The following is a 24,990-nucleotide window of genomic DNA, read 5'->3' as shown; positions in this document are numbered from 1 at the left end:
GGCGCCGGGGAACCGGGGAACTGAACCGGCTGGTTCAGCCCGCCACGGCGACCAGCCCCAGCTTGCGGGCGGAGGTGAGCGTCAGGGTGCCGCTGTCCAGCCCCAGCGGGGCCTGATAGCGTTGCACGGCCGTGCGGGTGGCCATGTCCATCTGTCCGTGAACCGGGCCGCGGTACAGCCCGCGGGCGGTCAGGGCGCGCTGGATGGTGCGGATGAAAGCGGGAGTCATCATCGCCGGGCAGGGGATTTCGATCCAGTCCGCCCGGCGCGGGGTGACGATCTGCTGGCGGGTTTCGGTGCGGAAGATGGCGGGGCGGGTGACCCGGCCGCTGCTGTCGGTTTGCGCCGGTTGTGCCAGCACCTGGCTGGTGACGGTTTCGACGACCGCGGGCGAGATGTGTGTGCTCCAGCAGGTGCCGGGCGGCGCGCCCGGCGGGGCATAGCGTCCGGCGCGGGACACGTCGCCGCCGGGCGGCGGCTGGACGCAGGCCGCCAGCAGCGCCAGCAGCAGCCCGGGCCAGAACCGGCGGCTGGTTTCGAATATGCTCGGCGTCATGCCCGGATGCCTTTGTCACTGTGCCTCTGCCGGCGCGCTTGCCCGTTCCGCATGTCCGTTCCGGGGGCCGGTGCTTTGACGGCAGGTTAGCCCAGTTCCGGCCCCTGCGCAAAGGCGGGATCCTCCCGGCGGCCTTGTTCCGCCAGCAACAGGTCCAGCATCGGTGAAATATCCTCAACCGTCCCGGCAATCACATGGGTGACGGAATGCGCCCGCTGCAGCCGGCCGGTGACGCGCAAGAGCCGGCCCGAGATCACCGCCCGGCGGAACGCCTCGTAGATCTTGCGCCAGACGATCACGTTGACCACGCCGGTTTCATCCTCAAGGGTGACAAAAATCACGCCCTTGGCGGTGCCGGGACGCTGGCGCAGGATCACCAGCCCGGCCACGGTGACGCGGGCGCCCTCCGGCGGCTCCTGCAGCCGGGCGGCGGGCAGGCAGTGCGGCGGCTGCGGCCAGGGCTGTGCCCGGTGCCCGCCCGCAGCGCAGGCGGCGGCGGGGGCTGGGCCGGAGGCGGGGGGTGAGGCGGGGGCTGGCATGAGGAAAACGGCCTTGCGGTTGAAAAATATCCGGCGTGAACAAATATAGAACATTGAGGTGAAAAGTCCAGCTGCGGCAGGGCTGGGTCGCAATTGGGGCTGGCACCGGTGCAGGGGCTTGGCTACACAGTCGCGCAAGTACCGGAAAAGGGAAGAGAGCTGACAATGGCAAAGATCACTTACATCGAGCACAACGGCACCAGCCATGTTGTGGATGTCGCCAATGGGCTGACCGTGATGGAAGGCGCGCGCGACAACAATATCCCGGGCATCGAGGCTGATTGCGGCGGCGCCTGCGCCTGCTCGACCTGTCATGTGTACATTGCGCCGGACTGGGTCGAGAAGCTGCCTGCCAAGGACGACATGGAAGAGGATATGCTGGATTTCGCCTATGAGCCGGATCCGGCCCGCTCGCGGCTGACCTGCCAGATCAAGGTGAGCGATGCGCTGGACGGGCTGGTGGTGCATATGCCCGAAAAACAGATCTGATGATCGCAGGGGCAGCGGCGCGGCGTCTGATGAGGCGCGCTGCTGCCCGCGGTTCCGCCCGCCGCGCATGGCGGGTGTGGTTGGGGCCGGCCTTGGCTGGCCCTTGCGCATTTGGCGGTTCAGGGATGGCGCCCTTTCCGCACCGGAACCGGACAGGCTGACGCGCCGGTCTGCCGCTGAGCGCCGCGCTTGAAACCTGCCCGCGCCGCGCCCTGCGCGGCGCCCGGCCCAACTGTTCAGCCGCTCCGGCAGGAGGGGAGGAACAGGCGGGCGTGCCTGCCGCCGCTGCCGCCTGGACATACAGACCGGCCGTGCAGCACCCGATCCGGTTTTTGCGCGGTGTTTCAGATTTATTCATTCCCTTCGGGTTACCTTGCTCCTGACGAGCGGCGCCAGGCGGCTATCTGCCTGAGCCGGTTTTACAGGAGACAGGCGCGTGAGCTTTACACCCTATGTGTTGGGCACCGGTATCAGCGGGTGGAGCTTCCTGCAGCGGACCCGCGGCCAGCAGCAGGAAATCTATGAGAAGTCGCCGGTCGTCGACCGGAAGGTGCAGGACTTCAATCAGAGAATCACCAGCGTCGAGACACCGGACCAGCTGCTGGATGACTACAACCTGCTGACCGTGACGCTGGGCGCCTTTGGCCTGGACGAGGATATCGGCAACCGGGCGTTCATCAAGAAGGTGCTTGAATCCGATATCAGCGACCCGGGCTCCTTTGTGAACCGGCTCAACGACAGCCGGTATCAATCGCTGGCGGAAACCTTTGGCTTCAACAGCCCGGATGGCCCGTCGCTTCCCGGCGCCAAGGCCGGCGCTGAATTTGCCAGTGTCGCCTCGCCGGATGATTTGCTGGCAAACGGCCCCCTGCTGCGCAAGGCGCTTGCCAACGCGGGAATGGAAGGGTTGGAGAAAAATCAGTTCTTTCTGCAGAAAGTGCTGGAATCCGACCTGGCAGACCCGGAGTCCTTTGTGAACAAGCTGAGCAATCCCAAATATGCCGAGTTTGCCCGGCAATTCAGTTTCAACACGCCGCCGGTGTATGAAAACAGCATCCAGGCGCTGGTCGGGGAATTCAACGCGCACAGCGAAGGCCTGGCAAGCGCGGATGATCTGCTGGGGGATGAAAATCTTCTGCAGGCCGTTGTCGATACCTTTGACCTGGAACGCACCAGCCCCGATTTCCTGCGCCGGGTTCTGAATTCGGATACCACCGATCCGGCCTCCTTTGTGAATCAGCTGGAGGACAAAAGATATCTTGCGGTTTCCAGGGCGTTTGGATTCGGCTGGCCGGATATCAATGCGATGACCGATCCGGATGAGCTGCTGTCGAACCCGGAGGTGCTGGAGCATGCGCTGGATACATTCGGGCTGTATGGCAGGGATGAGGACGAGCTGCGCCAGATTTTGGAGTCGGATCTGTCTGACCCGAACTCCTATGTGAACCAGCCCGAAAATTCAGACTATTACGATTTTGCTGACGCGTTTCAGAACGGCTGGCCGGAACATGTCAGCAAGATGAAGGTGTTTTCGGATGAAATCACCGGCAAGCTGGGCACCTTTGCCGATCCGCGGGAATTGGTCTTTGATTTAAGCCTGTTTGAAGCGACGCTGGATCTCTTCGGCCAGAGCAAACGGAGCCTGGATTTCGACACTGTGATCCGGGCCTTTGAATCCGACCTGTCGTCCAGCACGTCATTCACCAACCTGCATTACGATACCGGTTTGAAAGCAATGGCATATGCTTTCTCCTTCAACGGCGGGGAAACCGGCCGCGCGTATCCGGAAGGTTTCGCCGCGCAGCTCTCCGAGCTTTACACCACCCGCCAGTTTGAAATTGAGATCGGCGAGAGCGATTCGAACATGCGGCTGGCGCTGGCTTTTGAGCGCGAGCTGCAAGCCGTTGCGGATGCGGGCGGCAGCGAAAACGCCCATTGGTACGGCATCATCGGCTCGCCGCCGCTGAAAACGGTATTCGAAACCGCATTGGCGCTGCCGTCGAGTTTCGGCCAGCTGGATGTGGACCGGCAGGTGAAGGAGATGAAGGAGCGCGCGTTTGCCGCCTTCGGAACCACCCATCCGGCGGATCTTCTCGACGATGCAAAACTGGATGAATTCCGTAACAGGTTCCTCATGCTGGCGGATCTCAACGGGTCTGTGAATTCTGGCTTCAGCGATCCGATTCTGTCGCTGTTCTGACCCGGCGGATGCGCCTTGGCCTGAGGCATGGACATTGGCACCGCCGGGCATCGCAGGAGCGCGCTATAGCGGCATACGCATGGTGATGTTTGTCACCCTGCTGCAGCCGGGATGGGAACCTTCTGCGGTCTTGGCAAACCCGAGCCGGGCGAACAGGCGGTGGTTTTCCACCAGTTCGATCCGCGTCTGCAACTCAAGCGCCGGCAGGCCCAGATCCCTGGCGCGCTGTGCCGCCAGGTCCACCATCTGCCTGCCCAGGCCTGATCCCCGGCGGGCGGGATCAACGGCCAGCTTGCCAAGGTGCAGGCAGTCCGCCTTCGGCGTCAGAAAGATGCAGGCCGCAGGCGGGCTGCCGGCGGCCCAGATCTCGCCGCCGGCGCGGCAATGCTCCGCCATGCCGCCGACTGTCAGCCGGTGCATGGAAGAGGGCGGATCAATGCGGCCGTCCATATAGGCAAAGCTGCGCTGGATCAGGGCCAGCACCTCGGCAAGCAGCGGATCGTCAGCGCTGATTCTGCGCGGCAGTTTCACAGTTGGACCTTCCAGCGGGCGGGGCGGGCCTCCTCCCGGCCGGCCCGGTGCAGCAGGCAGGAGGCGCAGACGGCACGGCAGGCTGCAGCGGACGGCCGGCATCGCCTGCCCTGTCCGGCAACCGCGGATCATCGCTCCCCCAGGGCCATTCTCACCGCTATGCAGCCTCTCGCGTCCGGCTGAGGTGCAGACTACCGCATTGCACCCGGCAAGGATACCGCTGACGGACGGAGCAAGGGGGCCTGGCCGGGCGCCTGCGCCCCGGCCAGGCCCAACTGCGACGGTCAATCTTTGATTGGCCGGGAGCAGGCGGGAGAGCCGCCGCCGCAGCAGGGGGTCAATCCAGCGCGCGCCAGCCGATGTCGCGGCGGAAGAAGCCTTGCGGCCACTCGACCCCGTCCACCATCGCATAGGCGCGGTCGCGGGCCTCCTGCAGGGTATCGCCGCGGGCGGTCACGTTCAGCACCCTTCCGCCGGCAGCCAGCACCTTGCCGTCTTCAGCCTTGGTGCCGGCATGGAACACCATATTGCTGCTGTCCTCGGGCAGGGCCTTCAGCCCCTTGATCTCGGATCCTTTTTGGTAAGAGCCGGGATAGCCTTCAGCCGCCATCACCACCGTGATCGCGTGATCGTCGCCCCAGTTCACCTGCGCCTCGCCCAGCCGGCCTTCAGCCGCGGCATGCATCAGGTCCAGCGCCTGCGCGCCAAGCCGCATCATCAGCACCTGGCATTCCGGGTCGCCGAAACGGACGTTGTATTCCACCAGCCGCGGCAAACCGTCGTTGATCATCAGGCCGGCATAAAGCACCCCCTGATAAGGCATGCCGCGCTCTGCCATCACCCGCATGGTGGGTTTCACGATCTCTTCCATCGCGCGGGCTTCGATCCCGGCGCTCAGCACCGGCGCGGGGGAATAGGCGCCCATGCCGCCGGTGTTGGGGCCGGTGTCGCCTTCTCCCACCCGCTTGTGGTCCTGGGCCGAGCCGATCGCCAGCACGTCCTCGCCGTCCACCAGCACAAACAGCGAGGCTTCCTCGCCTTCCATGAATTCTTCGATCACCACCTCGGCGCCGGCGCCGCCGAAGGCGCCGCCGAACATGTCGTCGATGGCGGCGATGGCCTCCGCCTCGGTCATCGCGATGATGACGCCCTTGCCGGCTGCCAGCCCGTCGGCCTTGACCACGGTCGGCGCGCCATGTTTGCGCACATGGGCCTTGGCGGCCTCGGCATCGGTGAAATGGCCATAGGCGGCAGTGGGGGCGCCCGCCGCATCGCAGACCTCCTTGGTGAAGCTTTTTGAGGCTTCCAGCCGGGCCGCCGCCTCGGACGGGCCAAAGACCAGCAGGCCCGCCTCGCGCAGCCGGTCGGCAACCCCTGCCGCCAGCGGCGCTTCGGGGCCGATGATCACGAAATCAATGGCGTTTTCCTCGGCAAACGCCGCCACCGCACCGCCGTTTTCGATGTCCAGCGCGGCGCAGTCGGCAATCTGGGCGATGCCGGCATTGCCCGGCGCCACGATCAGCTTGTCGCATTTGGGGTTCTGCATCACTGCCCAGGCCAGGGCGTGTTCGCGCCCGCCGCTGCCGAGGATGAGGATGTTCATGTGCGTGTTCTCCGATCTGCCTGAGCCGTCTGGCCTCCCGGCGCCATCCGGGGCTTGCCATGCTTGCGGCGCGTTCTATGCTGCGCGCGGCCTCAAAACAAGACCAGCCTCAAGCCACTGGAGAGCAGCGCCCCATGTCCGACCTGTTTGATGATCCAAAACCGGGGCAGAACGCGCCCGAATTCACTGTCTCGGAAATCTCCGGCGAGGTGAAGCGCACGCTGGAGGGCACCTTCGGCCGCATCCGGGTGAAGGGCGAAGTGGGCCGGGTGTTCAAGGCGCGCTCCGGCCATCTGTATTATGACATCAAGGATGACCGCTCGGTGCTGGCCTGCACCACTTGGAAGGGGCAGGTTTCCAGCCTGTCGGTGGTGCCCGAGGAAGGACTGGAGGTGGTGGTCACCGGCCGGCTGACCGCCTTTGGCGCCCAGTCCAAATACAATATGAACGTTGACGAGGTTGCGGTTGCGGGGCAGGGCGCGCTGATGGCGCTGCTGGAAAAGCGCAAGAAGCAGCTGGAGGCAGAGGGGCTGTTTGCGCCCGGGCGCAAAAAGCCGCTGCCCTATCTGCCGCAGATCATCGGCGTGGTGACCTCGCCCTCCGGCGCGGTGATCCGCGACATCCTGCATCGCTTGCGCGACCGGTTCCCGCGCAAGGTGCTGGTCTGGCCGGTGGCGGTGCAGGGGCAGAACTGCGCGCCTGAAGTGGCCCGCGCCATCGACGGTTTCAACCGCCTGACTCCGGGCGGCGCGCTGCCGCGGCCGGACCTGATCATTGTCGCCCGCGGCGGCGGCTCGATCGAGGATCTGTGGGGCTTTAACGAGGAGATCGTGGCCCGCGCCGCGGCGGCGTCGCAGATCCCGCTTATTTCCGCCGTTGGGCATGAGACGGATACCACGCTGATCGACTTTGTTTCCGACCGCCGGGCGCCGACGCCGACGGCGGCGGCGGAACTTGCCGTGCCGGTGCGGCTGGAACTGATGGCCTGGGCCGAGACCCAGGGGGCGCGGCTGACCCGCGCCGCAGGCCAGGCGGTGCAGCAGCGCCGCCAGCGGCTGAATGATCTGGCGCGGGCGCTGCCCAGGCCCGATACCCTGCTGGAAACCCCGCGCCAGCGGCTGGACCGGATTGCCGACCGGCTGCCGGGGGCGCTGATATCCGGGGTGCAGCGCCGCCGGGTGCATCTGAGCGAAACAGCGGCCTCCCTGCGACCCGCCACCCTGCGCCAGCTGGTGCAGGGGCGCCGCGACCGGTTGCAGAACCTGTCCTCCCGCCTCAGCCTGCGCCCCATTCAGCGCGAGATCACGGCCCGCAAGGACGCGCTGGGCCATCTGGCGCAGCGGCTGGATGCGGCCCAGTCGCTGCGTCTCGACCGCCAGCGCCAGACCCTGGCGGCGGCGGGGCGCCAGCTGGAGATCCTCAGCTACAAGGCGACGCTGCAGCGCGGCTATGCGGTGGTGCGTTCGGGTGCCGGGATCCTCACCACCAAGGCCGCTGCGGCCCAGGCCGGCCCGCTGCAGATCGAATTTGCCGATGGCATTCTGGATCTGGACAGGGGCACTGCGGATCCGGCTTCCCAGAGCGCCGCAGAAAAACCGTCCGGCGGCGGTCAGGGCTCGCTGTTCTAGCTTCTTTCCGGTCTGAAATACTCACGGCGCCGGCGCAGGCTTCAGACACCGGCGTCAGGGCCGTAGCACAGCATTTTCTCGCCGATGTCTTCGGCCTCGTACAATTCTGTCGAGGCCGGGTCATCTTCGAACCTGGCGGTCAGCCCGCCGGGGGCGAGTTCAAAACTCCAGCACTGCGGATCGCCCCGGTTTTCATAGATGAAACAGATCCGGCCTGCGTCCTCGTACCAGCTGCCCTCCTGGCATCTGCCGTCCAGAAACGACCAGATCACCCGCCGACCGGGCAGGTAGCGCTCCACCCCGTACATGATGCCGCCAAAGCCGTAGAACAGGGTGCGGCCCTGGGTATAGCGGTCGAATTGTTCGGCGTTCAGCGGCTCGGCAGCCGAGAGCGGGGCGGGCAGGACTGCCAGCAGGAGAATCATCATTGAGCGCATGAGGCCATTGTGCCTCAGGCGGGGGTCCAGCTCCAAGCTTTGCGTGCTCTTGCGCCGGCTCCCGCGGGGTCACCTTTGACGGCGTGCGGCTTGCACGGACAGAGTGGCGTAAGATCAAAGGGGAGGCGGGGTATGACGGCGGAACTGATGCTTTGGGCGGGGGCTGGGGCCTGTGCGCTGATCTATCTTCTCCTGGCCGTGCCGCCGCCCGGGCTGCTGCGCAGCGTGCTGAAAACGGCGTCGGTGGCCCTGCTGGCGCTGGCGGCACTGCTGGTTGGCGCACCCTGGCTGCTGGCCCTGGCGCTGGGTCTTTGCGCGCTGGGGGATCTGTTCCTGTCGCGCGACGGCGAGGGGGCGTTCATGGCGGGTGTCGGCGCCTTTGCTGCCGGGCATCTGGTCTATGCGGTGCTGTTCCTGACCCGGGATGCGAGCGATCCGGCGCGGCTGCTGCAGATGCCGGGGGTGGTGATTGCGATGGTTCTATTGGGGCTGGGGATGTCGCGTGTCCTGGCACCGCGGGCCGGGGCGCTTAAGGGGCCGGTGCTGGCCTATATCCCGGTCATCCTTGGCATGGGGGCGGCGGCGCTGACCCTGCCACCCGGCACCTGGGTCTTTGCCGCGGCTTGCGCCTTTATGCTGTCGGACATGATCCTGGCCGCGGAAACCTTTGTGCTGAGTGCAGAGCACCCGCTGCGGCGGATTGCGCCCTATGCGGTCTGGCTGCTTTACTGGGGCGCGCAAGCAGGGTTTCTTGCTGTATTTTCCTGATGCGCAGGACGCCTTGCGCTTTGCACTCCGGCGCAATCCGCATTAGGTGGGGAGCAGACCCTTTTGCGGAGACCAAGATGGCGTTTTTCTCAAAGCTCAAGGAGCGGCTGTTCAAATCCTCCTCCAAGCTCGAGCAGGGGCTCGATGCGATTGTCGAGGAGGGGGCGGAGGACAGTGCGGCCGCGGCGGTGGAAGCCCTGGCGGATGCGCCCGCTGTCACGCCTGAACAGCCAGCCCCGGCGCCTGTGCCGCAGCCTGTGCCTGTGCCGCAGCCTGTGCCTGTGCCGCAGCCGGCGCCGCAACCGGACCCTGAGGCGGAACCGGCGCCTGAACCCGCTCCGCAGCCTGCAGCTGCAGCGGAACCGGAGAAGAAAGCGCCGGGCCTGCTGGGCCGTCTGATGGGCCGCGGCAGTGCTGCCGAGCCGCGCCGGGCGCTGGATGACGACATGCTGGAGCAGCTGGAAGAGCTGCTGATTGCCGCCGACATGGGGGTCGACACGGCGCTGCGCGTCACCGCCAACCTGGCGGAGGGGCGGATGGGCAAGCGGGTGTCCTCGCGCGAGATCAAAGAGCTGCTGGCGCAGGAAGTCGCCCGCATCATGGAGCCGGTGGCCAAGCCGCTGCCGATCTACGCCAAACGCCCGCAGGTGGTGCTGGTGGTGGGCGTCAACGGCTCGGGCAAGACCACCACCATCGGCAAGCTGGCCAGCCAGTTCAAGGGCGCCGGCAAAAAGGTGGTGATTGCTGCAGGCGACACCTTCCGCGCCGCTGCTGTTGAACAGCTGCAGGTCTGGGGCGACCGTGCGGGCGTGCCGGTGCTGACCGCCCCGGAAGGTTCGGACCCGGCCTCGCTGGCGTTCGACGCGATGACGAAAGCGCAGGAAGAGGGCGCCGATCTTCTGATGATCGACACCGCAGGCCGGCTGCAGAACCGCGCCGACCTGATGGAGGAGCTGTCGAAAATTGTCCGGGTGATCCGCAAGAAGGATGAAACCGCTCCGCATAATACGCTTCTGGTGCTGGATGCGACCACTGGCCAGAATGCGCTGTCGCAGGTGGGCACCTTCCAGAAACTGGCCGATGTCTCGGGCCTGGTGATGACCAAGCTGGACGGCACCGCCAAAGGCGGTGTGCTGGTGGCGCTGGCGGACAAATTCGGCCTGCCGATCCACGCCATCGGTGTGGGGGAGCAGATCGACGACCTGGCCCCTTTTGATCCGGAAGACTTTGCGGCGGCTCTCACCGGTCTTGAAGAAAACTGAGATCTGTTTTCCTCTTGCTGCAACTATCTTCCGGCGGTCCGGCGGCGGAATAGCCCGGGCTTGCCGGTTTGAGCAAAGGCGTTTGATTTGAGCGATTGGCTGATTTCCCTGGAAGGCACCGCGGCGGGGCATCAGGCGGCGCTGTATCTGGCGCTGATGGCCGCGGTGCTGCACGCGGTCTTCGGGGCGCTGCAAAAGGGCCGCCACGACCCCTGGCTGTCGCGCGGGGCCATCGACATTTCCTACGCCCTGATGGCGGCGCCGTTCGCGCTGTTTGTGGTGCCCTGGCCCGAGCCGCACATGTGGCTGATCTTCTTTGGCGCCTGGGTGATCCATGTGCTGTACAAGCTGTTTCAGGCGCTGGCCTATACCAAGGGCGCCTATACGGTGGTCTACCCGGTGGTGCGCGGCACCGGGCCGCTGTTCACGGTGATCGGCGCCTACTGGCTGTTCGGCGAGGTCTTCACGGTGACGCAGTGGCTGGGCGTCGGGGTTCTGCTGGCCGGGATCTTCGGCCTGGCAGTATACAATTTCATCTTTCTGGTCTCTGCGCGGGAGACGCTGGGGATTGCGCTGGTGCTGGCGGTGATCACCGGGCTGTTCGTGGCGCTTTACACCACCTATGACGCCTATGGCATCCGGGCGACCGCTGATCCGTTCACCTTTCTGGCATGGTTCTTCATGATCGACGGGCTGGTGTTTCCGGTCATCGCCCTTGCCCGCTGGCGGCGGATGCCGGAACCGCCGCCGCCGGGGCCGCTGATGGTCAAGGGGGTCTTCGGCGGGCTGGTGGCCTTTGCCTCCTTCGGGGCGGTGATGCTGGCGACCCGGCTTGACAAGGTGGGGGAGGCGGCGGTGCTGCGCGAGACCTCCACCGTGTTTGCGGCGCTGATCGGCTGGCTGGTGCTGAAGGAAACCGTGGGCCCGCGGCGGATTGCCTTGATGGCTTTGATCGCGCTGGGCGCCGTGATAGTGGAAATGGGCGGCTGAGACCGCGCGCAGAACTGACAGGAGGCCCCATGGCCGGAAAGAAGATCAACCCGACCCTGAAGATGCTGCTGGAGCTGGGCCCGATCGTGCTGTTCTTCATCGGCTATCTGAAGCTGAAGGATGAGGTGTTCCTGATCGGCGGCAATGAATACAAGGGCTTCATCGTCATCACCGCCGCCTTCATCCCGCTGATGGCGGCATCGACGCTGGCCCTGTGGAAACTGACCGGGCATCTGTCGCGGATGCAGTTTGCCACGCTCATTCTGGTGGTGCTGTTCGGCGGCATGTCGGTCTGGTTCAACGACGACCGCTTTATCAAGATGAAGCCGACGATGCTGTATCTGCTGTTCGGCGGGCTTTTGGGGCTCGGGCTTCTGCGCGGGCAGAGCTGGCTGAAGGTGGTGATGGAGGAAGTCATGCCGCTGCAGCAGCAAGGCTGGATGATCCTGACCCGGCGGCTGTGCGCGTTCTTCTTTGGCCTGGCGGTGGCCAATGAGCTGATCTGGCGGACGCAAAGCACCGACACATGGGTCTATTTCAAGACCTTCGGCCTGCCGGTGGCGATGTTTGCCTTTTTCATGCTGCAAGGGCAGCTGTTCCAGAAATACGGCGCCGAGGAAGAAGAGGCCGGCCCGGCGGAGTGACCGGCGGCCGGCAGGGCAGGGCTCCCGCGCCCTGGCGCCTCATCAAAGATGACGCTTCAAGCCTTGGGCCCGGCAGCGCACCTGCGGTGCGCTGCTGCTGCGCAAATCAGCCGCCTTGTCCGAAAATCACCTGCTGCGCCCTGGTGTCCGACCTGTCCGCCCGCAAATCCGCATGCAGCGCCCGGCCTGCCACGACCCCGGGCCGCGACCACATCCGCTCCAGCCAGCGGGAGAGGTGGGGCTTGTCCTCCAGCGTCTGCTGCTGGCCCTCCCACAGCGACGCCCAGGGCCAGATGGCGATATCGGCAATCGTAAAATCCGGCCCCGCGGCAAATTCATTCTCCGCCAGCTGCCGGTCCAGCACGCCGTAGAGGCGGGCAGCCTCGCTCCGGTAGCGGTCTTTGGCATAAGGCAGGTCCTCGGGCGCGTATTTCAGGAAGTGGTGCGCCTGGCCTGCCATCGGGCCGAGCCCGCCCATCTGCCACATCAGCCATTGATCCACGGCCAGCCGCGCCCGTTCGTCCCGGCCATAGAATTGCCCGGTCTTGCGGGCGAGATATTGCAGAATGGCGCCGCTTTCGAACAGCGGAACCGGGGCGCCGCCGGGGCCGTCCGGGTCCACGATTGCGGGCATCCGGTTGTTCGGGGAGAGTTTCAGGAACTCCGGAGCGAACTGATCCCCCTTGCCGATGTCGATCAGCGTCACCTCATAGGGCAGCCCCATTTCCTCCAGTGCGATGGAGATTTTCCAGCCGTTGGGCGTGGGCCAGTAGTAAAGCCGGATCGGTTCCTGCATCTGTTTTCTCCGTCAGGTTGCCCGGCTACAGGAACACGGCAGGCAGCGGGCAGGCAAGAGGCGGCTGCCCTCCCGCCGGCGCGACCGTTCCGGTCCCGAGCAGTTTGCTGCGCGGCGGGGCAGGGCGGAGGTCAGGTGACGCCCCACCATCGCAGGGTCTGCGTATAGTGAAGCCGGATTGCGCCGGTTGCGGCGTCAGCATCGTGGCGTTCAAGGGCGTCCATAATGGCAAGGTGTTCTTCCATCGCCGAAATGATCCGGTCCTGCAGAAAAGGGCGGGCGTTCTGGATAATGGCAGTCCGCATCCGGTTGGCTGCATAAGCTGCCGCCAGCTGGGGGTTTCCAAGTCCAGCGGCCAGGAAATCATGCAGCGAGAGGTCGACTTCTATGGGCCCGTCCGGCGTTTTGCCGGTTTCGCCGCGCAGTGCGGCTTCACGGAAGGCCTGATGCCGGTCCCGAAGGGCGCCGAGTCCGGTCAGATCGTCGTTGGCAATCCGGCGCCGTGCCCCCTCCTGGTCCAGCACCATCCGGAAGTCGAGGCAGTCACGGATCGTTTCTGGGCGCGCCTCCATCACCTGAATGCCGCGTTTCGGCATCGTGACCAGCAGGCCCTGCGAGCTGGCGTGCTTGACCGCTTCGCGGACCGCGGACAGCGGCAAGCCGAGCATGGTAACCAGCTGTGACATCGACAGAAACTGCCCGTCGCGCAGCTGCCCGCTGCGCAGTGCCGCCATCAGGGCCTGCTGCGCCTTCACCGCCAAAAGCTGAACATTCTGAGACTGGGTCATCCGGCTTTCCTCAATCGGCATTATCTGCGGTTTCAATAAAGTGTTATCTGAAATTCCGAACAGATGCTAATTAGGATATCTGCTAATATGCCAGTTGCAAGACTAGATTGCCAAGCTGTTTGGCAGGGGCAGGGAGGCGCCGGCCGCGGAACAGCATCAGGGAGGAAACCATGACTGCAACAGAAGACATGCGCATCGCGCAAGGGGGCACACTTGACCCCGAAGGCAATGCGCTTAACCCCGCTGGCCGCGACGAAAAAACATGGGGATGGTTCGCCATCTTCAACATCTGGGCCAATGACGTGCAGTCGCTGTTCGGTTATTCGCTGGTGGCGTCGCTGTTCATTTCCTATGGCGTCGGCGGCTGGACTGCCTTTGCGGCGCTGATCTGCGCCGGGCTGTTCGTGATGTGGATGGTGAATCTCTCAGGTGCTCCGGGCGAGAAATACGGCATACCCTATCCGGTCCTTGCCCGTGCCAGCATGGGGACCCAAGGCGCCAAACTGCCGGCCATTCTGCGCGCAACGGTGGCGGTGTTCTGGTACGGGGTCCAGGTCTATTTTGCCTCAACCGCACTGGCGCTGCTGATCCGCTCGCTTACCGGCATCTCCGGCGGCACCGAGATCCTCGGCCTTACCGGCATCGACTGGCTTTCCTTCGTGCTCGTCTGGGGCTTTCATATCCTCATCTTCTGGCGCGGCATGAACTGGGTGGAAACCTTCCTCAATATCGCAGGCCCCTTTGTCTATCTGGTGATGATCGGCCTGGTTGCCGTGCTCTGGCAGCGCTCGGACGGTCAGCTGCTCAGCGCCACGGCCACGATCTTTGCCAACCCCGAAGGCACCTTCTGGAGCGAATTCAAGGGGTTCATCGCCATTGTCGGCACCATGGTGGCCTATTTTGCGGCTGTGATGATCAATTTCAGCGACTTTTCGCGCTATGCCAAGGACCAGCGGGCGATGGTCCTGGGCAACTTTGCCGGGCTGCCGTTCAACATGATCCTGTTCTCGGCCCTGGCCCTGCTGACCACCGGCGGTGCGGCTGTTGTCTTCGGGGAGGAGATCATCAATCCGACCGAGATCGTTGAGCGGACCGACAGTGTGCTGCTGGGTATCGTTGCCGCAATCACCTTCTTTGCGGCGACTGTCGGCATCAACCTGGTGGCCAACTTCATTCCGGCGGTGAACGGCATCGCCAATCTGGCCCCTGAAAAGATCAGCTTCCGCAAGGCCGGTCTGATCACCTCGCTGTTTGCGCTGGTCATCGGCGGGTTCTGGAACAGTTTCATCAGCCAGTTCGGCATCAGCGGCTTTGTCAACACGCTCGGCGCGACACTGGCGCCGATCTTCGGCATCATGATCGTTGACTACTATATGCACCGGCAGGAGCAGCTGAAGGTCGCCGACCTCTACACCATGGACGCCGGTCTTTACCATTATGACAACGGCTGGAACAACGCTGCGGTCAAAGCCTTCGCGGCGGCGGCCGTCTTCTCGGTGGCGACTGTCTGGATTCCGTGGTTCGCGTTCTTGTCCGGTTTCAACTGGGTGATTGGCGCCATCCTCGGCGGCCTGGCTTACAACTTCATTGCCAGGCACCAGGTAAAAGCCTGAGTGAAAAAATCCTGAGTGTAAACCCAGGTGGCTGCCGGTGGAGAGGGATGCTCCACCGGCAGCCTGCCGGAACCTTGCGGCAGGCACTTCCCTGACCTTAGGGATCGCGCTGCATGCTGCATGCTGCGGCTGCGGCGAACGCCTGAACAGTCCCGCTGCCTGCTGAGGAACGCCCGGTTCTGCAATCCGGGCAGGGGACGCAGGCCCTACCATGAAAAACGAGACCTTTTGCACGGCAGGCCGGCCGGCATTCCAGGCCGTATTCGGCCTTGCATAACCGGGCTTTTCTGCTGTATTCCCGCGCAATCCTTTCCGGTGCCCGGACCGGCCAGATGGCCCAAAGCGGCCAAGTTTGCTAAGTATGCCCTAGGGCTTTACGTTCGGCATGCTGGCATACCCAAGCGGGGAGGGAGGGAAACAGCTGGGATCGTGGCAAAGATCCTTCTGCGGAAAACGACCGATTCGGTGTTTTCTTTAGACTGATTGAATCCTGAGGGTTGCCGCCTCGGGCGTGCGCGATTTGTTACCGGATTGCGGGCCACGTTAAACATTCCCGCTAAAGAGGTCAGGACGAGAAGGACCCCCTTTCGCTTGGCCGATTGGGGTTTTTTTGTGCGCTAATGGCGCGAGGAGACGGAAGATGAGCGAGACCTGGAACAGCCGCACCAAACTGGTTCACGGCGGCACCCGCCGCAGCCAGTACAACGAGGTGAGCGAGGCGATTTTCCTGACCCAGGGATTTGTTTACGAGAGTGCCGAACAGGCAGAGGCGCGGTTCATCGAGACCGGCCCGGATGAATTCATCTATGCCCGTTATGGCAATCCGACGGTGGCGATGTTCGAAGAGCGGATCGCCGCGCTGGAAGGGGCCGAGGATGCTTTTGCCACCGCCTCCGGCATGGCGGCGGTCAGCGGCGCGCTGACCTCGGTGCTGAAGGCAGGCGATCATGTGGTGTCGGCCAAGGCGCTGTTCGGCTCCTGTCTCTATATCCTGGAAAACATCCTGACCCGTTTCGGCGTTGAGGTGACATTTGTCGATGGCACCGACCTGGACCAGTGGCGCGCCGCGATGCGGCCGGACACCAAGGCGGTGTTTTTCGAGTCGATGTCGAACCCGACGCTGGAAGTGATCGACATCCGGTCGGTGGCTGAGATCGCGCATTCGGCAGGCGCGCTGGTGATTGTCGACAACGTGTTCTCGACCCCGGTGTTCTCCCGCGCGATCGAGCAGGGCGCCGACGTGGTGGTCTATTCCGCAACCAAGCATATCGACGGCCAGGGCCGGGCGCTGGGCGGTGTTGTGCTGGGCACCAAGGACTTTATCCGCGGCACGCTGGAACCCTATATGAAGCACACCGGCGGCAGTCTCAGCCCGTTCAACGCCTGGGTGATGCTGAAGGGGCTGGAGACCATCGACCTGCGCGTCAACGCCCAGGCGGACAATGCGCTGCAGATCGCCGGGGCGCTGGATGGCCACGCGGCGCTGGAGCGGATTATCTATCCGGGTCTCAAGGGGCACGCGCAGAACGCATTGGTGCAGACCCAGCTGGGCGGCAAGGGCGGCACCGTGCTGTCGCTGGATCTGAAAGGCGGCAAGGCGGCGGCGTTCAAGTTCCTGAACGCAATGACGATCCCGGTGATCTCCAACAACCTGGGCGACGCCAAATCCATTGCCACCCACCCGGCCACCACCACCCACCAGCGGCTCAGCGATGAGTTGAAGGCGGAGCTGGGAATCACACCCGGCCTGGTGCGCTTTTCGGTGGGGCTGGAGGATGCAGGTGATCTGATCGCCGACCTGACAGCCGCATTGGAGGCATCGCAGGCCTGAAGCCTGCGCCCCGGCCCGCCTTCTTTCTGGTCAAAATACTCTCGGGGGTGAAGTGAGCCGCAGGCTCAGGAGGGGGCGGACAGCCCCCTCTTTACTTTTACATCTCCCAGGGTAACGTCCCGAGCCGCCCCGGCCCGACCGCGGTGATCCGAACCCGGGTTTCCAGCTTGACCGGCCCGGACCCGATCTCGCCGATCAGGCTTTCGATGCAGATCACCACGTTTTCCTCGAACTGCCCGCCATGGGCGCCAGCGAAATCCACTTGCAGCGGTTGGATCGGCGATTGCACCGTGGGTGCCCGCCGCGGTGGCGCTGGTTCAGGCGGGGCTGGTATTGCCTTGCTGCCCGCGCAGGTGGCGGGCCGGAAATCCGGGCCGGACCGCTGCACCGGCTGGACGGAGCGGCACTGGACATGCCGCGGCCTGATGTGCTGATCCCCGCGCACTGCAAGTCGCGCTCGCGGCGCCTGCAGAGGCGCTGGGGGTCCGATAAGGCGCCGGTTCTGCCGCATTTGGCGGATCCGTTTTGAAAACTGCCGCGTAACAGTATATGAGGGTGGCCTGCCGGCCTATATATGGGCCGTATGACTTGGGGGAACGCCGATGAACATTCATAACCGCGATGCTGCTGAGGCGCCGGACCGCGAGGCCGCTGCCGCCGCGCTGGATGTGCTGCGGGCCTGGGCCGGCACTGTGACCGAGACCGAGATTGCGCAGCTGGATCCGGCTGTGGCGCGGCTGCTGCCCGGCCGCGAGGTGGGGAACTACCCGGATTTGTCGCGGCACTACCCTGAGGATTTCAAATCGGACGAGGCGTACCGCGCCACGCTGCCCGACTTGCAGAACGGGCCGACCAGCCTGATCCGCGGCGCGCAGGAGCAGATCCAGCATGTGGGGATTTCCAACTTCCGCCTGCCGATCCGCTTTCATACCCGCGATGATGGCGATCTGACACTGGAAACCAGCGTCACTGGCACCGTGTCGCTGGATGCGGCCAAGAAGGGCATCAACATGTCCCGGATCATGCGCACCTTCTACAAACACGCCGAACGCACCTTCAGCTTCGAGGTCATGGCGGCGGCGCTGGATGATTACCTGAGCGACCTGGACAGCCCGGATGCGCGCATTCAGATGCGGTTTTCCTTCCCGGCAAGGGTCGAAAGCCTGCGCTCCGGTCTCAGCGGCTATCAGTATTACGATTTTGCGCTGGAATTGGTGGACCATGACGGCGTGCGTGAAAAGATCATGCATCTGGACTATGTCTATTCCTCGACCTGTCCGTGTTCACTGGAGCTGTCTGAGCATGCCCGCCAGTCGCGCGGCCAGCTGGCGACGCCGCACTCGCAGCGCTCGGTGGCGCGGATTTCGGTGCAGTCGGTGCCGGAAAGCGGCTGCCTGTGGTTCGAGGACCTGATCGAACTGTGCCGCCAGGCGGTGCCGACCGAGACCCAGGTGATGGTCAAACGCGAGGATGAACAGGCCTTTGCCGAGCTGAACGCGGCCAATCCGATCTTTGTTGAAGACGCGGCGCGGCTGTTCTGCGAAGCATTGCAGGGTGATGCGCGGATCGGCGATTTCCGGGTGGTTGCAAGCCATCAGGAAAGCCTGCACAGCCATGATGCGGTCAGCGTGCTGACCCAGGGGCCGCTGTTCAAGGCGATGAGCCTGGATCCGAAACTGTTCGCGACCCTTATCCATCAAGGGTAAATGCTGGGCTGACGCGCCTGATTAAAAGGCAGTTCTCCGGCCGGCCCCCTGTGATTTCTGCGCCGCCGCATTATTTACGCTGCCATGCAGCGGAATATGGTAAGCTCCGGACTGTAGCCTGGAGGATTCTCCAGGTGTCCTGGGGAGCCGTTGTGCATGGGGCAGGGAAGATACACCCGATTGCCGCTGCTGCAGGCCCGGATTTGCTCCGGCGCCGCGCTTCTCCTATTTTGCCCGGCCGCAGCCCGAACAGGCAGGGTAAAACCAGCGCAAGAAGTAAGGAGTATCTGATGAGCAGTTTTCACCAGCATGGCGCATTCCCGGCCTTGGCGCAGGAATGGGCCGGCTATACGGCTGGCACGCAGTTGAAGCTGTGGCGGCAAATGACCGAAGCAGCGATTGCGACGCCGCTGCAGCAGATGCGGGCCGCCCGTTCCATGTTTGAATTGCAGCGGAAAATCCTCGGCCTCGCGGTGCCGCAGGCGGCATTGGGTGACACGGCACAGCCGCAGACTGCGGAACCGTCAAAGGCATCGGAAGACGTGACTTCAGTTTCACCCGCAGTTAAGCCCGCGCGACCGCCTGCCCGGAAGACGGCAGAAAAGCCCGCTGCCAAAAGGAAGACGGTTGCCAGAAAACCGGCGGCGCCCAAGACCGCAGAGCAAAAAACCGCGGTGACGGCCGCTGCAGAAAATACAGCCGGCGGAAAAACCGTGCCGGCCGAGGCTGCGGTTGCGAAGCCGGAAGTTGCAAAACCGGTGGCGGCGAAGGCAAATCAGGCAACGCCGGGCGCAACAGATAAAGCAGCCGCTGATGCGGCTTCGGAACCGTCCGCGGTGTTCCGCGGATCCGCCGCCCGCCGCGCCAGCCCGGAAACACAGGGGAACACCGCGCAGTCCGCCGCCGTGGCGGCAGTGACCAAATCCTTCGCTGTGCAGACGCCCGCACCGGAACCGGCCCCCCCGGCCTCCGAACCGGCGCGATCTGAGACAGCTGCGCCCGGCAAACGCCCGCGCAAGCCGTCCAAGCCGCAGAAGATGCCCGCGCGCAACGCTGTAAAAGCCGGCGAGGGCAAGGAATAGCGGCGCAGGCTTGACACTTACCGTGCGCAGGTCCAACGCTGCCCCGCATGTTGGATCTCCGCCCGGTTGGATATGTCATCGGCCTTTTGGTCGTCATTTTGGGAGCCATGATGCTGTTCCCGCTGCTGGTCGATCTGATGGATGGCCGCGGAGAGTGGCATGTGTTCCTGGAAAGCGCGCTGTTCACCATCCTGGTGGGCGGGCTGCTGGCCTTGAGCTGTGCCAACGGGGTGCGCGAGGGGCTTAGCATCCGCCAGACCTTCCTGCTGACCACGATGGTCTGGCTGGCGCTGCCGCTGTTCGGGGCCATTCCGCTGATGCTGGGGGCAACCGAGCTGCGGTTCGTCGATGCGTTTTTCGAGGCGATGTCAGGGTTGACCACCACCGGATCCACCGTGATTTCCGGGCTGGACGATCTGCCGCGCGGGCTGCTGTTGTGGCGCGGCATCCTGCAATGGCTCGGCGGCATCGGCATCATTGTGGTGGCGATGGTGTTCCTGCCCGAACTGCGGGTCGGCGGGATGCAGATATTCCGCTCCGAAGCCTTTGAGACAATGGGGAAAATACTGCCGCGCGCGCAGGCGATCGCGAAGCAGATCTCGCTGATCTATGTCTCGCTGACGCTGGCCTGCGTGCTGGTCTACATGGTGCTGGGAATGGGGCCGTTCGATGCGCTGGTGCATGCGATGACCACCATGTCCACCGGCGGGTTCTCCAATTACGATGCCTCGTTCGGGACTTTTTCCGGGCCCGCGGAATATGCCGCGTCGTTCTTCATGATCGCGGCGGCGCTGCCTTTCGTGCGCTATGTGCAGCTGGTCAACGGCCATGGTGTGCCGTTGTTCCGCGACAGCCAAATCCGGGTGTTCATGATGACGATCGGGGTGCTGGTGGCGGTGACCTCCGGTGTGCTTGTCACCGTGTTTCCGCACCACCCCGAGCAGGCTTTCCGCGAAGCGCTGTTCAACATCACCTCGATCATTTCCGGAACCGGCTATGCCAGTGTCGATTACATGCAATGGGGCAGCTTCCTGATCATGGTGTTCTTTTTTATCGGGCTGATCGGCGGCTGTGCGGGCTCGACGGCCTGTTCGGTCAAGATCTTCCGCTACCAGTTGCTGTTTGCCTCGATCCGGGCGCAGATCCAGCGCATCCGGTCGCCGCACGGGGTGTTTCTCACCCGCTATGACGGCCGCCGGGTGGATGCCGAGGTGCTGAGCTCGGTGATTTCCTTTTTCATGTTCTTCGTGGTTACATTGGGCATGGTGGCCTGGGCGCTGGCGCTCACCGGCCTGGACTTCGTGACCTCACTGTCGGGCGCGGCCACAGCCGTGGGCAATATCGGCCCTGGCCTGGGCGATACAATCGGGCCTGCGGGAAACTTCTCGACCCTGAACGACCCGGCAAAATGGATCCTGAGCGCGGCGATGCTGATCGGGCGGCTGGAGCTGATGGCGGTTTACGCGATGCTGACTGTCCGCTTCTGGCGCAGCTGAGGGGCCTCGGGTTGGCTGAAGTTGCGCAGCCTGACCGTTGTGGCGGTTTGCCGCGCTGAAACGGACGCCGGAACCGCAGCTTCCTTGCCCGATGGGGCTGCATGCCCTTGCCCTTAAGGGACCGCTCGCATATGAGGCACGGGACCGAAACCCGCAAGCGCAGGGAGACCCGCTCCATATGCCCGTACTTGTGATGAAATTCGGCGGCACGTCTGTCGCCAACCTGGACCGCATCCGCCGCGCCGCCAAACGCGTCGGCGTTGAAGTGGCCAAGGGCTATGATGTGATCGTCATTGTGTCGGCGATGTCCGGCAAGACCAACGAGCTGGTGGGCTGGGTCGATGAGACCTCGCCGCTGTATGACGCACGCGAATATGATGCGATTGTGTCCTCGGGCGAGAATGTGACCGCCGGCCTTATGGCGCTGACGCTGCAGGAAATGGATGTTCCCGCCCGCAGCTGGCAGGGCTGGCAGGTGCCGCTCAGGACAACTTCGGCGCACAGCCAGGCGCGGATCGAGGAGATCCCGCCGGAAAACATCCGCGCCAAGTTTGGCGAGGGCATGAAAGTGGCGGTTGTGGCCGGTTTCCAGGGCATCAGCCCCGAAGGCCGCATCACCACGCTGGGCCGCGGCGGTTCGGACACCACCGCGGTGGCCTTTGCGGCGGCGTTCGAGGCCGAACGCTGCGATATTTATACCGACGTGGACGGCGTTTATACCACTGACCCGCGGATTTGCGACAAGGCGCGCAAGCTGGACAGGATCGCCTTTGAAGAAATGCTGGAGCTGGCTTCACTGGGCGCCAAGGTGCTGCAGACCCGCTCGGTTGAACTGGCAATGCGCTATAAGGTGAAGCTGCGCGTGCTGTCGAGCTTTGAGGAACAAACTGACGAGGCCGGAACCCTGGTCTGCGCCGAGGAGGAAATCATGGAATCCAATGTTGTGGCCGGTGTGGCCTATTCCCGTGACGAGGCCAAGCTGACCGTGCAGTCGGTGGCCGACCGCCCCGGTATCGCGGCAACCATTTTCACCACCCTCAGCGATGCGGGCGTGAATGTCGACATGATCGTGCAGGACATCTCGGATGAGGGCCGCACCGATATGACCTTCTCCTGCCCGACCGACCAGGTGGCGCGTGCCGAACAGGCGCTGCAGGCGATCAAGGAAAAGGGCGACCTGAACTATGCCGAACTGCTGGCCGACAAGGATGTCGCCAAGGTATCGGTTGTTGGGATCGGCATGCGCTCGCAGTCCGGTGTGGCCGCCAAGATGTTCAAGGTGCTGTCGGATGAGGGCGTCAACATCAAGGTGATCACAACCTCCGAAATCAAGATCTCGGTGCTGATCGACCGTAAGTACATGGAGCTGGCCGTGCAGGCGCTGCATGACGCTTTTGAGCTGGAAAAAGCCGGCTAAGCGCTGACCGGGAAACCGTTTTCCGTATCTTGCAAAGGCGCCGCACCGGCGCCTTTGTTGTGTTCGCCCTGCCACGGGCGGTATCTTGCGCAATGCCGTGGCAGGCTGCTTTGTTTACGGGCAATGCAGCAAAAACACTTGGACTTTTTCCGCTGGGGTGGGACAAGTGGGTGGAGGAGAGAGCACTGGCGTACTACTCTGGAGGGTGTTCGCACTGCGGGGATCAGGCAGGGCGGCGGTGCGCGGGAAATGACCTCGGGAGAGGGTGGCAATGGCTGACACGACAGAATCCGAAAGCAGGAAGCTGCTGGTTCGCTTGCGCGAGGCGATGGCGGGCGACGATGCCGGCCAGGCGCGGCTCGACAAGATTACCCATCTGATCGCCGATAGCATGGGGACCGAGGTGTGCTCGGTGTATCTGTTTCGCGATGACGAGACGCTGGAGCTTTGTGCAACACAGGGTTTGAACCTTGAATCGGTGCACCAGACCCGGATGCGCATCGGCGAGGGCCTGGTGGGCCGGGTGGCAAAATTCGGCAAGGTGGTGAACACGCCGGATGCCCCCAATGCCAAAGGGTTCCGCTATATGCCGGAAACCGGGGAAGAGCGGTTTTCCTCCTTTCTCGGGGTGCCGGTGCAGCGGCTTGGCGAGATGCTGGGCGTCCTGGTGGTGCAGTCCAAAGAGGCGCGCGAGTTTTCCGCTGATGCGGTTTATGCACTGGAAGTGGTGGCAATGGTCATCGCCGAGATGACCGAACTGGGCGCCTTTGTCGGCGAAGGCGCGGCGCTGTCGCCATTGCACCAGCAGGCAGTTCTGATCCATGGCACTTCGGCCCAGGAAGGCGCGGCGGAAGGCTATGTCTGGCTGCATGAGCCGCGGGTGATCGTGACCAATCCGATTGCCGATGATCCTCACCGTGAGCTGGAACGGATGAACGCCGCGGTCGAGGAGCTGCGGGTCGGCGTTGACAAGATGCTGGAAGTCTCCCGCCATGGCGACAAGGAGCAGCTGCAGGTTCTTGAAGCCTACCGGATGTTTGCCAATTCCAAAGGCTGGATGCGGCGGATGGAAGAAGACATCGCCCGCGGTCTCAGCGCCGAGGCGGCGGTGGAAAAGGAGCAATCCCAGGCCCGCGCCCGGATGTCGCAAGTGCAGGACGCCTACCTGCGCGAACGTCTCAGCGATCTGGATGACCTGTCCAACCGGCTGCTGCGGATCCTGACCGGGCAGGGGGCGGACACCGGGGCCGAGCTGCCGGAAAATCCCATCCTGGTCGCCCGCAACATAGGTCCGGGAGATCTGCTGGAGTATGGCCGCAGCTTGCGGGGCATCGTGCTGGAGGAAGGCTCGGTCGGCTCCCACGCCGCTATTGTCGCGCGGGCGCTGGCCATTCCGCTGGTGGTGAATGCCCAGCGGATCACCACCGAGGCGCTGAACGGCGACCACATCATGGTTGACGGCGATCAGGGCGTGGCGCATCTGCGGCCCGATGAAACGGTTGTCAGCGCGTTCCGCGACAAGATCGCAATGCACGCCCAGGCACAGGAGCGCTATACCTCGATCCGCAACAAGCCGGCGGTCACCACAGACGGCCAGCGCATCAACCTGGTGATGAATGCGGGGCTGATGGCGGACCTGCCGTCGCTGGATGGTTCTGGTGCCGAAGGCGTGGGGCTGTTTCGCACGGAACTGCAGTTCCTGGTGCGCAATCAGATGCCGAAACGCTCGGAATTGGTTGCTTTGTACAAGCGGGTGCTGGATGCGGCGCACGGCAAGCCGGTGGTGTTCCGCACGCTGGACATCGGCTCCGACAAGGTGCTGCCCTACATGAAGCCGACGGATGAGCCGAACCCGGCCTTGGGCTGGCGGGCGATCCGGGTGGGGTTGGATAAGCCCGGTGTGATGCGGATGCAGCTGCAGGCGCTGCTGCGCGCGGCGGAAGGGCGGCCGTTGTCGATCATGTTCCCCTTTGTCGCCCAGTTCGAAGAATACCGCGCGGCCAAGGCCGAAGTGGACAAGACCATCGAGCGTGAACGTATTCTGGGCCACGTGCTGCCTGCCGAGCTGGAGGTCGGTGCGATGCTGGAAACGCCGTCGCTGGCCTATGCGCCGCAGAAGTTCTTTGACGAGGTGGCCTTTATCTCGATCGGCGGCAATGACCTGAAACAGTTCTTTTTCGCGGCCGACCGCGAGAATGAGCGGGTGCGCAAGCGCTATGACACGCTGAACGTCAGCTTCCTGAGCTTCATCGAGCGGATCGTGGAGCGCTGCGCGATCTCCGGCACGCCGCTCAGCTTCTGCGGCGAGGATGCGGGCCGCCCGGTCGAAGCCGTGTGCCTGGCCGCCATGGGCATCCGCACGCTGTCGATGCGCCCGGCCTCTATCGGGCCGGTCAAGTCGCTGCTGCTGCGGGTGGATCTGGGCGAGCTGCGCAAGATCATCGCGGATGCGCGCCACCGCGGCGACCAGGCGGTGCGCCCGGCAGTGATGCAATACCTGCGGGAACTTTGACAGCCGCGGCCCCCGGCCCTGGCAGATAATTTCATTAAGCTCTTGAGCGGGCCGGGCACGGGCTGCGCCAAAGTTTTGCGCCCGATTATTTCAAGCTTAAAA

The 24,990-nt window shown here is 64.0% G+C and carries 22 protein-coding genes and 1 riboswitch; of the genes, 14 read left to right on the top strand and 8 right to left on the bottom strand.

From position 1 onward, the window contains the following. Positions 1 to 34: 34 nt before the first annotated feature. Positions 35 to 556 (bottom strand): peptidoglycan-binding domain-containing protein, encoded by a 522-nt coding sequence (locus AC0KW6_RS06815; RefSeq protein WP_474034511.1) that lies wholly within the window; start codon positions 554 to 556, stop codon positions 35 to 37. 86 nt (positions 557 to 642) lie between these two features. Beyond that, positions 643 to 1,095, bottom strand: coding sequence for an OB-fold nucleic acid binding domain-containing protein (locus AC0KW6_RS06810; RefSeq protein ID WP_474034510.1), 453 nt, complete (start codon positions 1,093 to 1,095; stop codon positions 643 to 645). 165 nt (positions 1,096 to 1,260) lie between these two features. Here AC0KW6_RS06810 and AC0KW6_RS06805 point away from each other — a divergent pair, with 165 nt between their 5' ends. After that, the gene (locus tag AC0KW6_RS06805; RefSeq protein ID WP_024089409.1) at positions 1,261 to 1,584 is read left to right on the top strand and encodes a 2Fe-2S iron-sulfur cluster-binding protein; all 324 of its coding nucleotides are present in this window, start codon (positions 1,261 to 1,263) and stop codon (positions 1,582 to 1,584) included. A gap of 436 nt (positions 1,585 to 2,020) precedes the next feature. Then, positions 2,021 to 3,784 carry a DUF1217 domain-containing protein gene (locus AC0KW6_RS06800; protein ID WP_474034509.1) on the top strand — a complete coding sequence of 588 codons (1,764 nt, stop codon included), beginning with the start codon at positions 2,021 to 2,023 and terminating at the stop codon, positions 3,782 to 3,784. 63 nt (positions 3,785 to 3,847) lie between these two features. Here AC0KW6_RS06800 and AC0KW6_RS06795 read toward each other — a convergent pair whose 3' ends face one another. Then, positions 3,848 to 4,315 carry a GNAT family N-acetyltransferase gene (locus tag AC0KW6_RS06795; protein WP_323776153.1) on the bottom strand — a complete coding sequence of 156 codons (468 nt, stop codon included), beginning with the start codon at positions 4,313 to 4,315 and terminating at the stop codon, positions 3,848 to 3,850. A gap of 337 nt (positions 4,316 to 4,652) precedes the next feature. Continuing rightward, positions 4,653 to 5,918 carry a phosphoribosylamine--glycine ligase gene (gene purD, locus AC0KW6_RS06790; RefSeq protein WP_474034508.1) on the bottom strand — a complete coding sequence of 422 codons (1,266 nt, stop codon included), beginning with the start codon at positions 5,916 to 5,918 and terminating at the stop codon, positions 4,653 to 4,655. 134 nt (positions 5,919 to 6,052) lie between these two features. Here purD and xseA point away from each other — a divergent pair, with 134 nt between their 5' ends. Continuing rightward, entirely contained in the window at positions 6,053 to 7,546 is a 1,494-nt protein-coding gene (xseA, locus tag AC0KW6_RS06785; RefSeq protein WP_474034507.1) for an exodeoxyribonuclease VII large subunit, read from the top strand. Positions 7,547 to 7,587: 41 nt separating this feature from the next. Here xseA and AC0KW6_RS06780 read toward each other — a convergent pair whose 3' ends face one another. Then, positions 7,588 to 7,983, bottom strand: coding sequence for a hypothetical protein (locus AC0KW6_RS06780; protein ID WP_474034506.1), 396 nt, complete (start codon positions 7,981 to 7,983; stop codon positions 7,588 to 7,590). A 132-nt stretch (positions 7,984 to 8,115) separates the two neighbouring features. On the opposite strand from AC0KW6_RS06780, the gene AC0KW6_RS06775 reads away from it, so the two are divergent. The 4 genes from AC0KW6_RS06775 to AC0KW6_RS06760 all read left to right on the top strand — a co-directional run bounded on the left by AC0KW6_RS06775 (position 8,116) and on the right by AC0KW6_RS06760 (position 11,647). Further along, positions 8,116 to 8,751, top strand: coding sequence for a lysoplasmalogenase (locus AC0KW6_RS06775; protein ID WP_474034505.1), 636 nt, complete (start codon positions 8,116 to 8,118; stop codon positions 8,749 to 8,751). A 77-nt stretch (positions 8,752 to 8,828) separates the two neighbouring features. Next, positions 8,829 to 10,013 (top strand): signal recognition particle-docking protein FtsY, encoded by a 1,185-nt coding sequence (gene ftsY, locus AC0KW6_RS06770; protein ID WP_474034504.1) that lies wholly within the window; start codon positions 8,829 to 8,831, stop codon positions 10,011 to 10,013. Between the two features lie 87 nt (positions 10,014 to 10,100). Then, complete coding sequence (locus tag AC0KW6_RS06765) at positions 10,101 to 11,003, top strand: DMT family transporter (protein ID WP_323776159.1); 903 nt, start codon at positions 10,101 to 10,103, stop codon at positions 11,001 to 11,003. A 29-nt stretch (positions 11,004 to 11,032) separates the two neighbouring features. After that, on the top strand, positions 11,033 to 11,647 hold the full coding sequence (locus tag AC0KW6_RS06760) for an inner membrane-spanning protein YciB (RefSeq protein WP_474034503.1): 615 nt from the start codon (positions 11,033 to 11,035) through the stop codon (positions 11,645 to 11,647). Between the two features lie 106 nt (positions 11,648 to 11,753). Here AC0KW6_RS06760 and AC0KW6_RS06755 read toward each other — a convergent pair whose 3' ends face one another. Beyond that, complete coding sequence (locus tag AC0KW6_RS06755) at positions 11,754 to 12,443, bottom strand: glutathione S-transferase N-terminal domain-containing protein (protein WP_323776161.1); 690 nt, start codon at positions 12,441 to 12,443, stop codon at positions 11,754 to 11,756. Positions 12,444 to 12,574: 131 nt separating this feature from the next. Then, complete coding sequence (locus tag AC0KW6_RS06750; RefSeq protein ID WP_474034502.1) at positions 12,575 to 13,231, bottom strand: GntR family transcriptional regulator; 657 nt, start codon at positions 13,229 to 13,231, stop codon at positions 12,575 to 12,577. Positions 13,232 to 13,401: 170 nt separating this feature from the next. On the opposite strand from AC0KW6_RS06750, the gene AC0KW6_RS06745 reads away from it, so the two are divergent. Both AC0KW6_RS06745 and metZ read left to right on the top strand, forming a co-directional pair. Then, complete coding sequence (locus tag AC0KW6_RS06745; RefSeq protein WP_474034501.1) at positions 13,402 to 14,844, top strand: NCS1 family nucleobase:cation symporter-1; 1,443 nt, start codon at positions 13,402 to 13,404, stop codon at positions 14,842 to 14,844. Between the two features lie 501 nt (positions 14,845 to 15,345). Continuing rightward, positions 15,346 to 15,425: riboswitch (SAM riboswitch) on the top strand. A gap of 59 nt (positions 15,426 to 15,484) precedes the next feature. Next, positions 15,485 to 16,675, top strand: a complete 1,191-nt coding sequence (metZ, locus tag AC0KW6_RS06740) for an O-succinylhomoserine sulfhydrylase (protein WP_323784286.1) — start codon at positions 15,485 to 15,487, stop codon at positions 16,673 to 16,675. Between the two features lie 97 nt (positions 16,676 to 16,772). Here the strand turns inward: metZ and AC0KW6_RS06735 are convergent, their stop codons facing one another. Then, the gene (locus AC0KW6_RS06735; RefSeq protein WP_474034500.1) at positions 16,773 to 16,964 is read right to left on the bottom strand and encodes a hypothetical protein; all 192 of its coding nucleotides are present in this window, start codon (positions 16,962 to 16,964) and stop codon (positions 16,773 to 16,775) included. Between the two features lie 313 nt (positions 16,965 to 17,277). Here AC0KW6_RS06735 and folE2 point away from each other — a divergent pair, with 313 nt between their 5' ends. From folE2 to ptsP, 5 genes are all read left to right on the top strand, one after another. Then, a complete protein-coding gene (gene folE2, locus AC0KW6_RS06730) occupies positions 17,278 to 18,381 on the top strand; it encodes a GTP cyclohydrolase FolE2 (protein ID WP_474034499.1) in 1,104 nt (367 codons plus the stop codon). A gap of 290 nt (positions 18,382 to 18,671) precedes the next feature. Next, positions 18,672 to 19,463 carry a hypothetical protein gene (locus AC0KW6_RS06725; protein ID WP_474034498.1) on the top strand — a complete coding sequence of 264 codons (792 nt, stop codon included), beginning with the start codon at positions 18,672 to 18,674 and terminating at the stop codon, positions 19,461 to 19,463. Positions 19,464 to 19,510: 47 nt separating this feature from the next. Beyond that, positions 19,511 to 20,959, top strand: a complete 1,449-nt coding sequence (locus AC0KW6_RS06720) for a TrkH family potassium uptake protein (RefSeq protein WP_474034497.1) — start codon at positions 19,511 to 19,513, stop codon at positions 20,957 to 20,959. Between the two features lie 178 nt (positions 20,960 to 21,137). Then, positions 21,138 to 22,376 (top strand): aspartate kinase, encoded by a 1,239-nt coding sequence (locus AC0KW6_RS06715; RefSeq protein WP_474034496.1) that lies wholly within the window; start codon positions 21,138 to 21,140, stop codon positions 22,374 to 22,376. 271 nt (positions 22,377 to 22,647) lie between these two features. Continuing rightward, a complete protein-coding gene (ptsP, locus tag AC0KW6_RS06710; RefSeq protein WP_323781474.1) occupies positions 22,648 to 24,888 on the top strand; it encodes a phosphoenolpyruvate--protein phosphotransferase in 2,241 nt (746 codons plus the stop codon). Positions 24,889 to 24,990: the final 102 nt, after the last annotated feature.

It is taken from the genome of Leisingera sp. SA215 (assembly GCF_055902035.1).
Note: the sequence above shows the minus strand (reverse complement) of the source record. Positions and strands in the feature narration are given on the sequence as shown.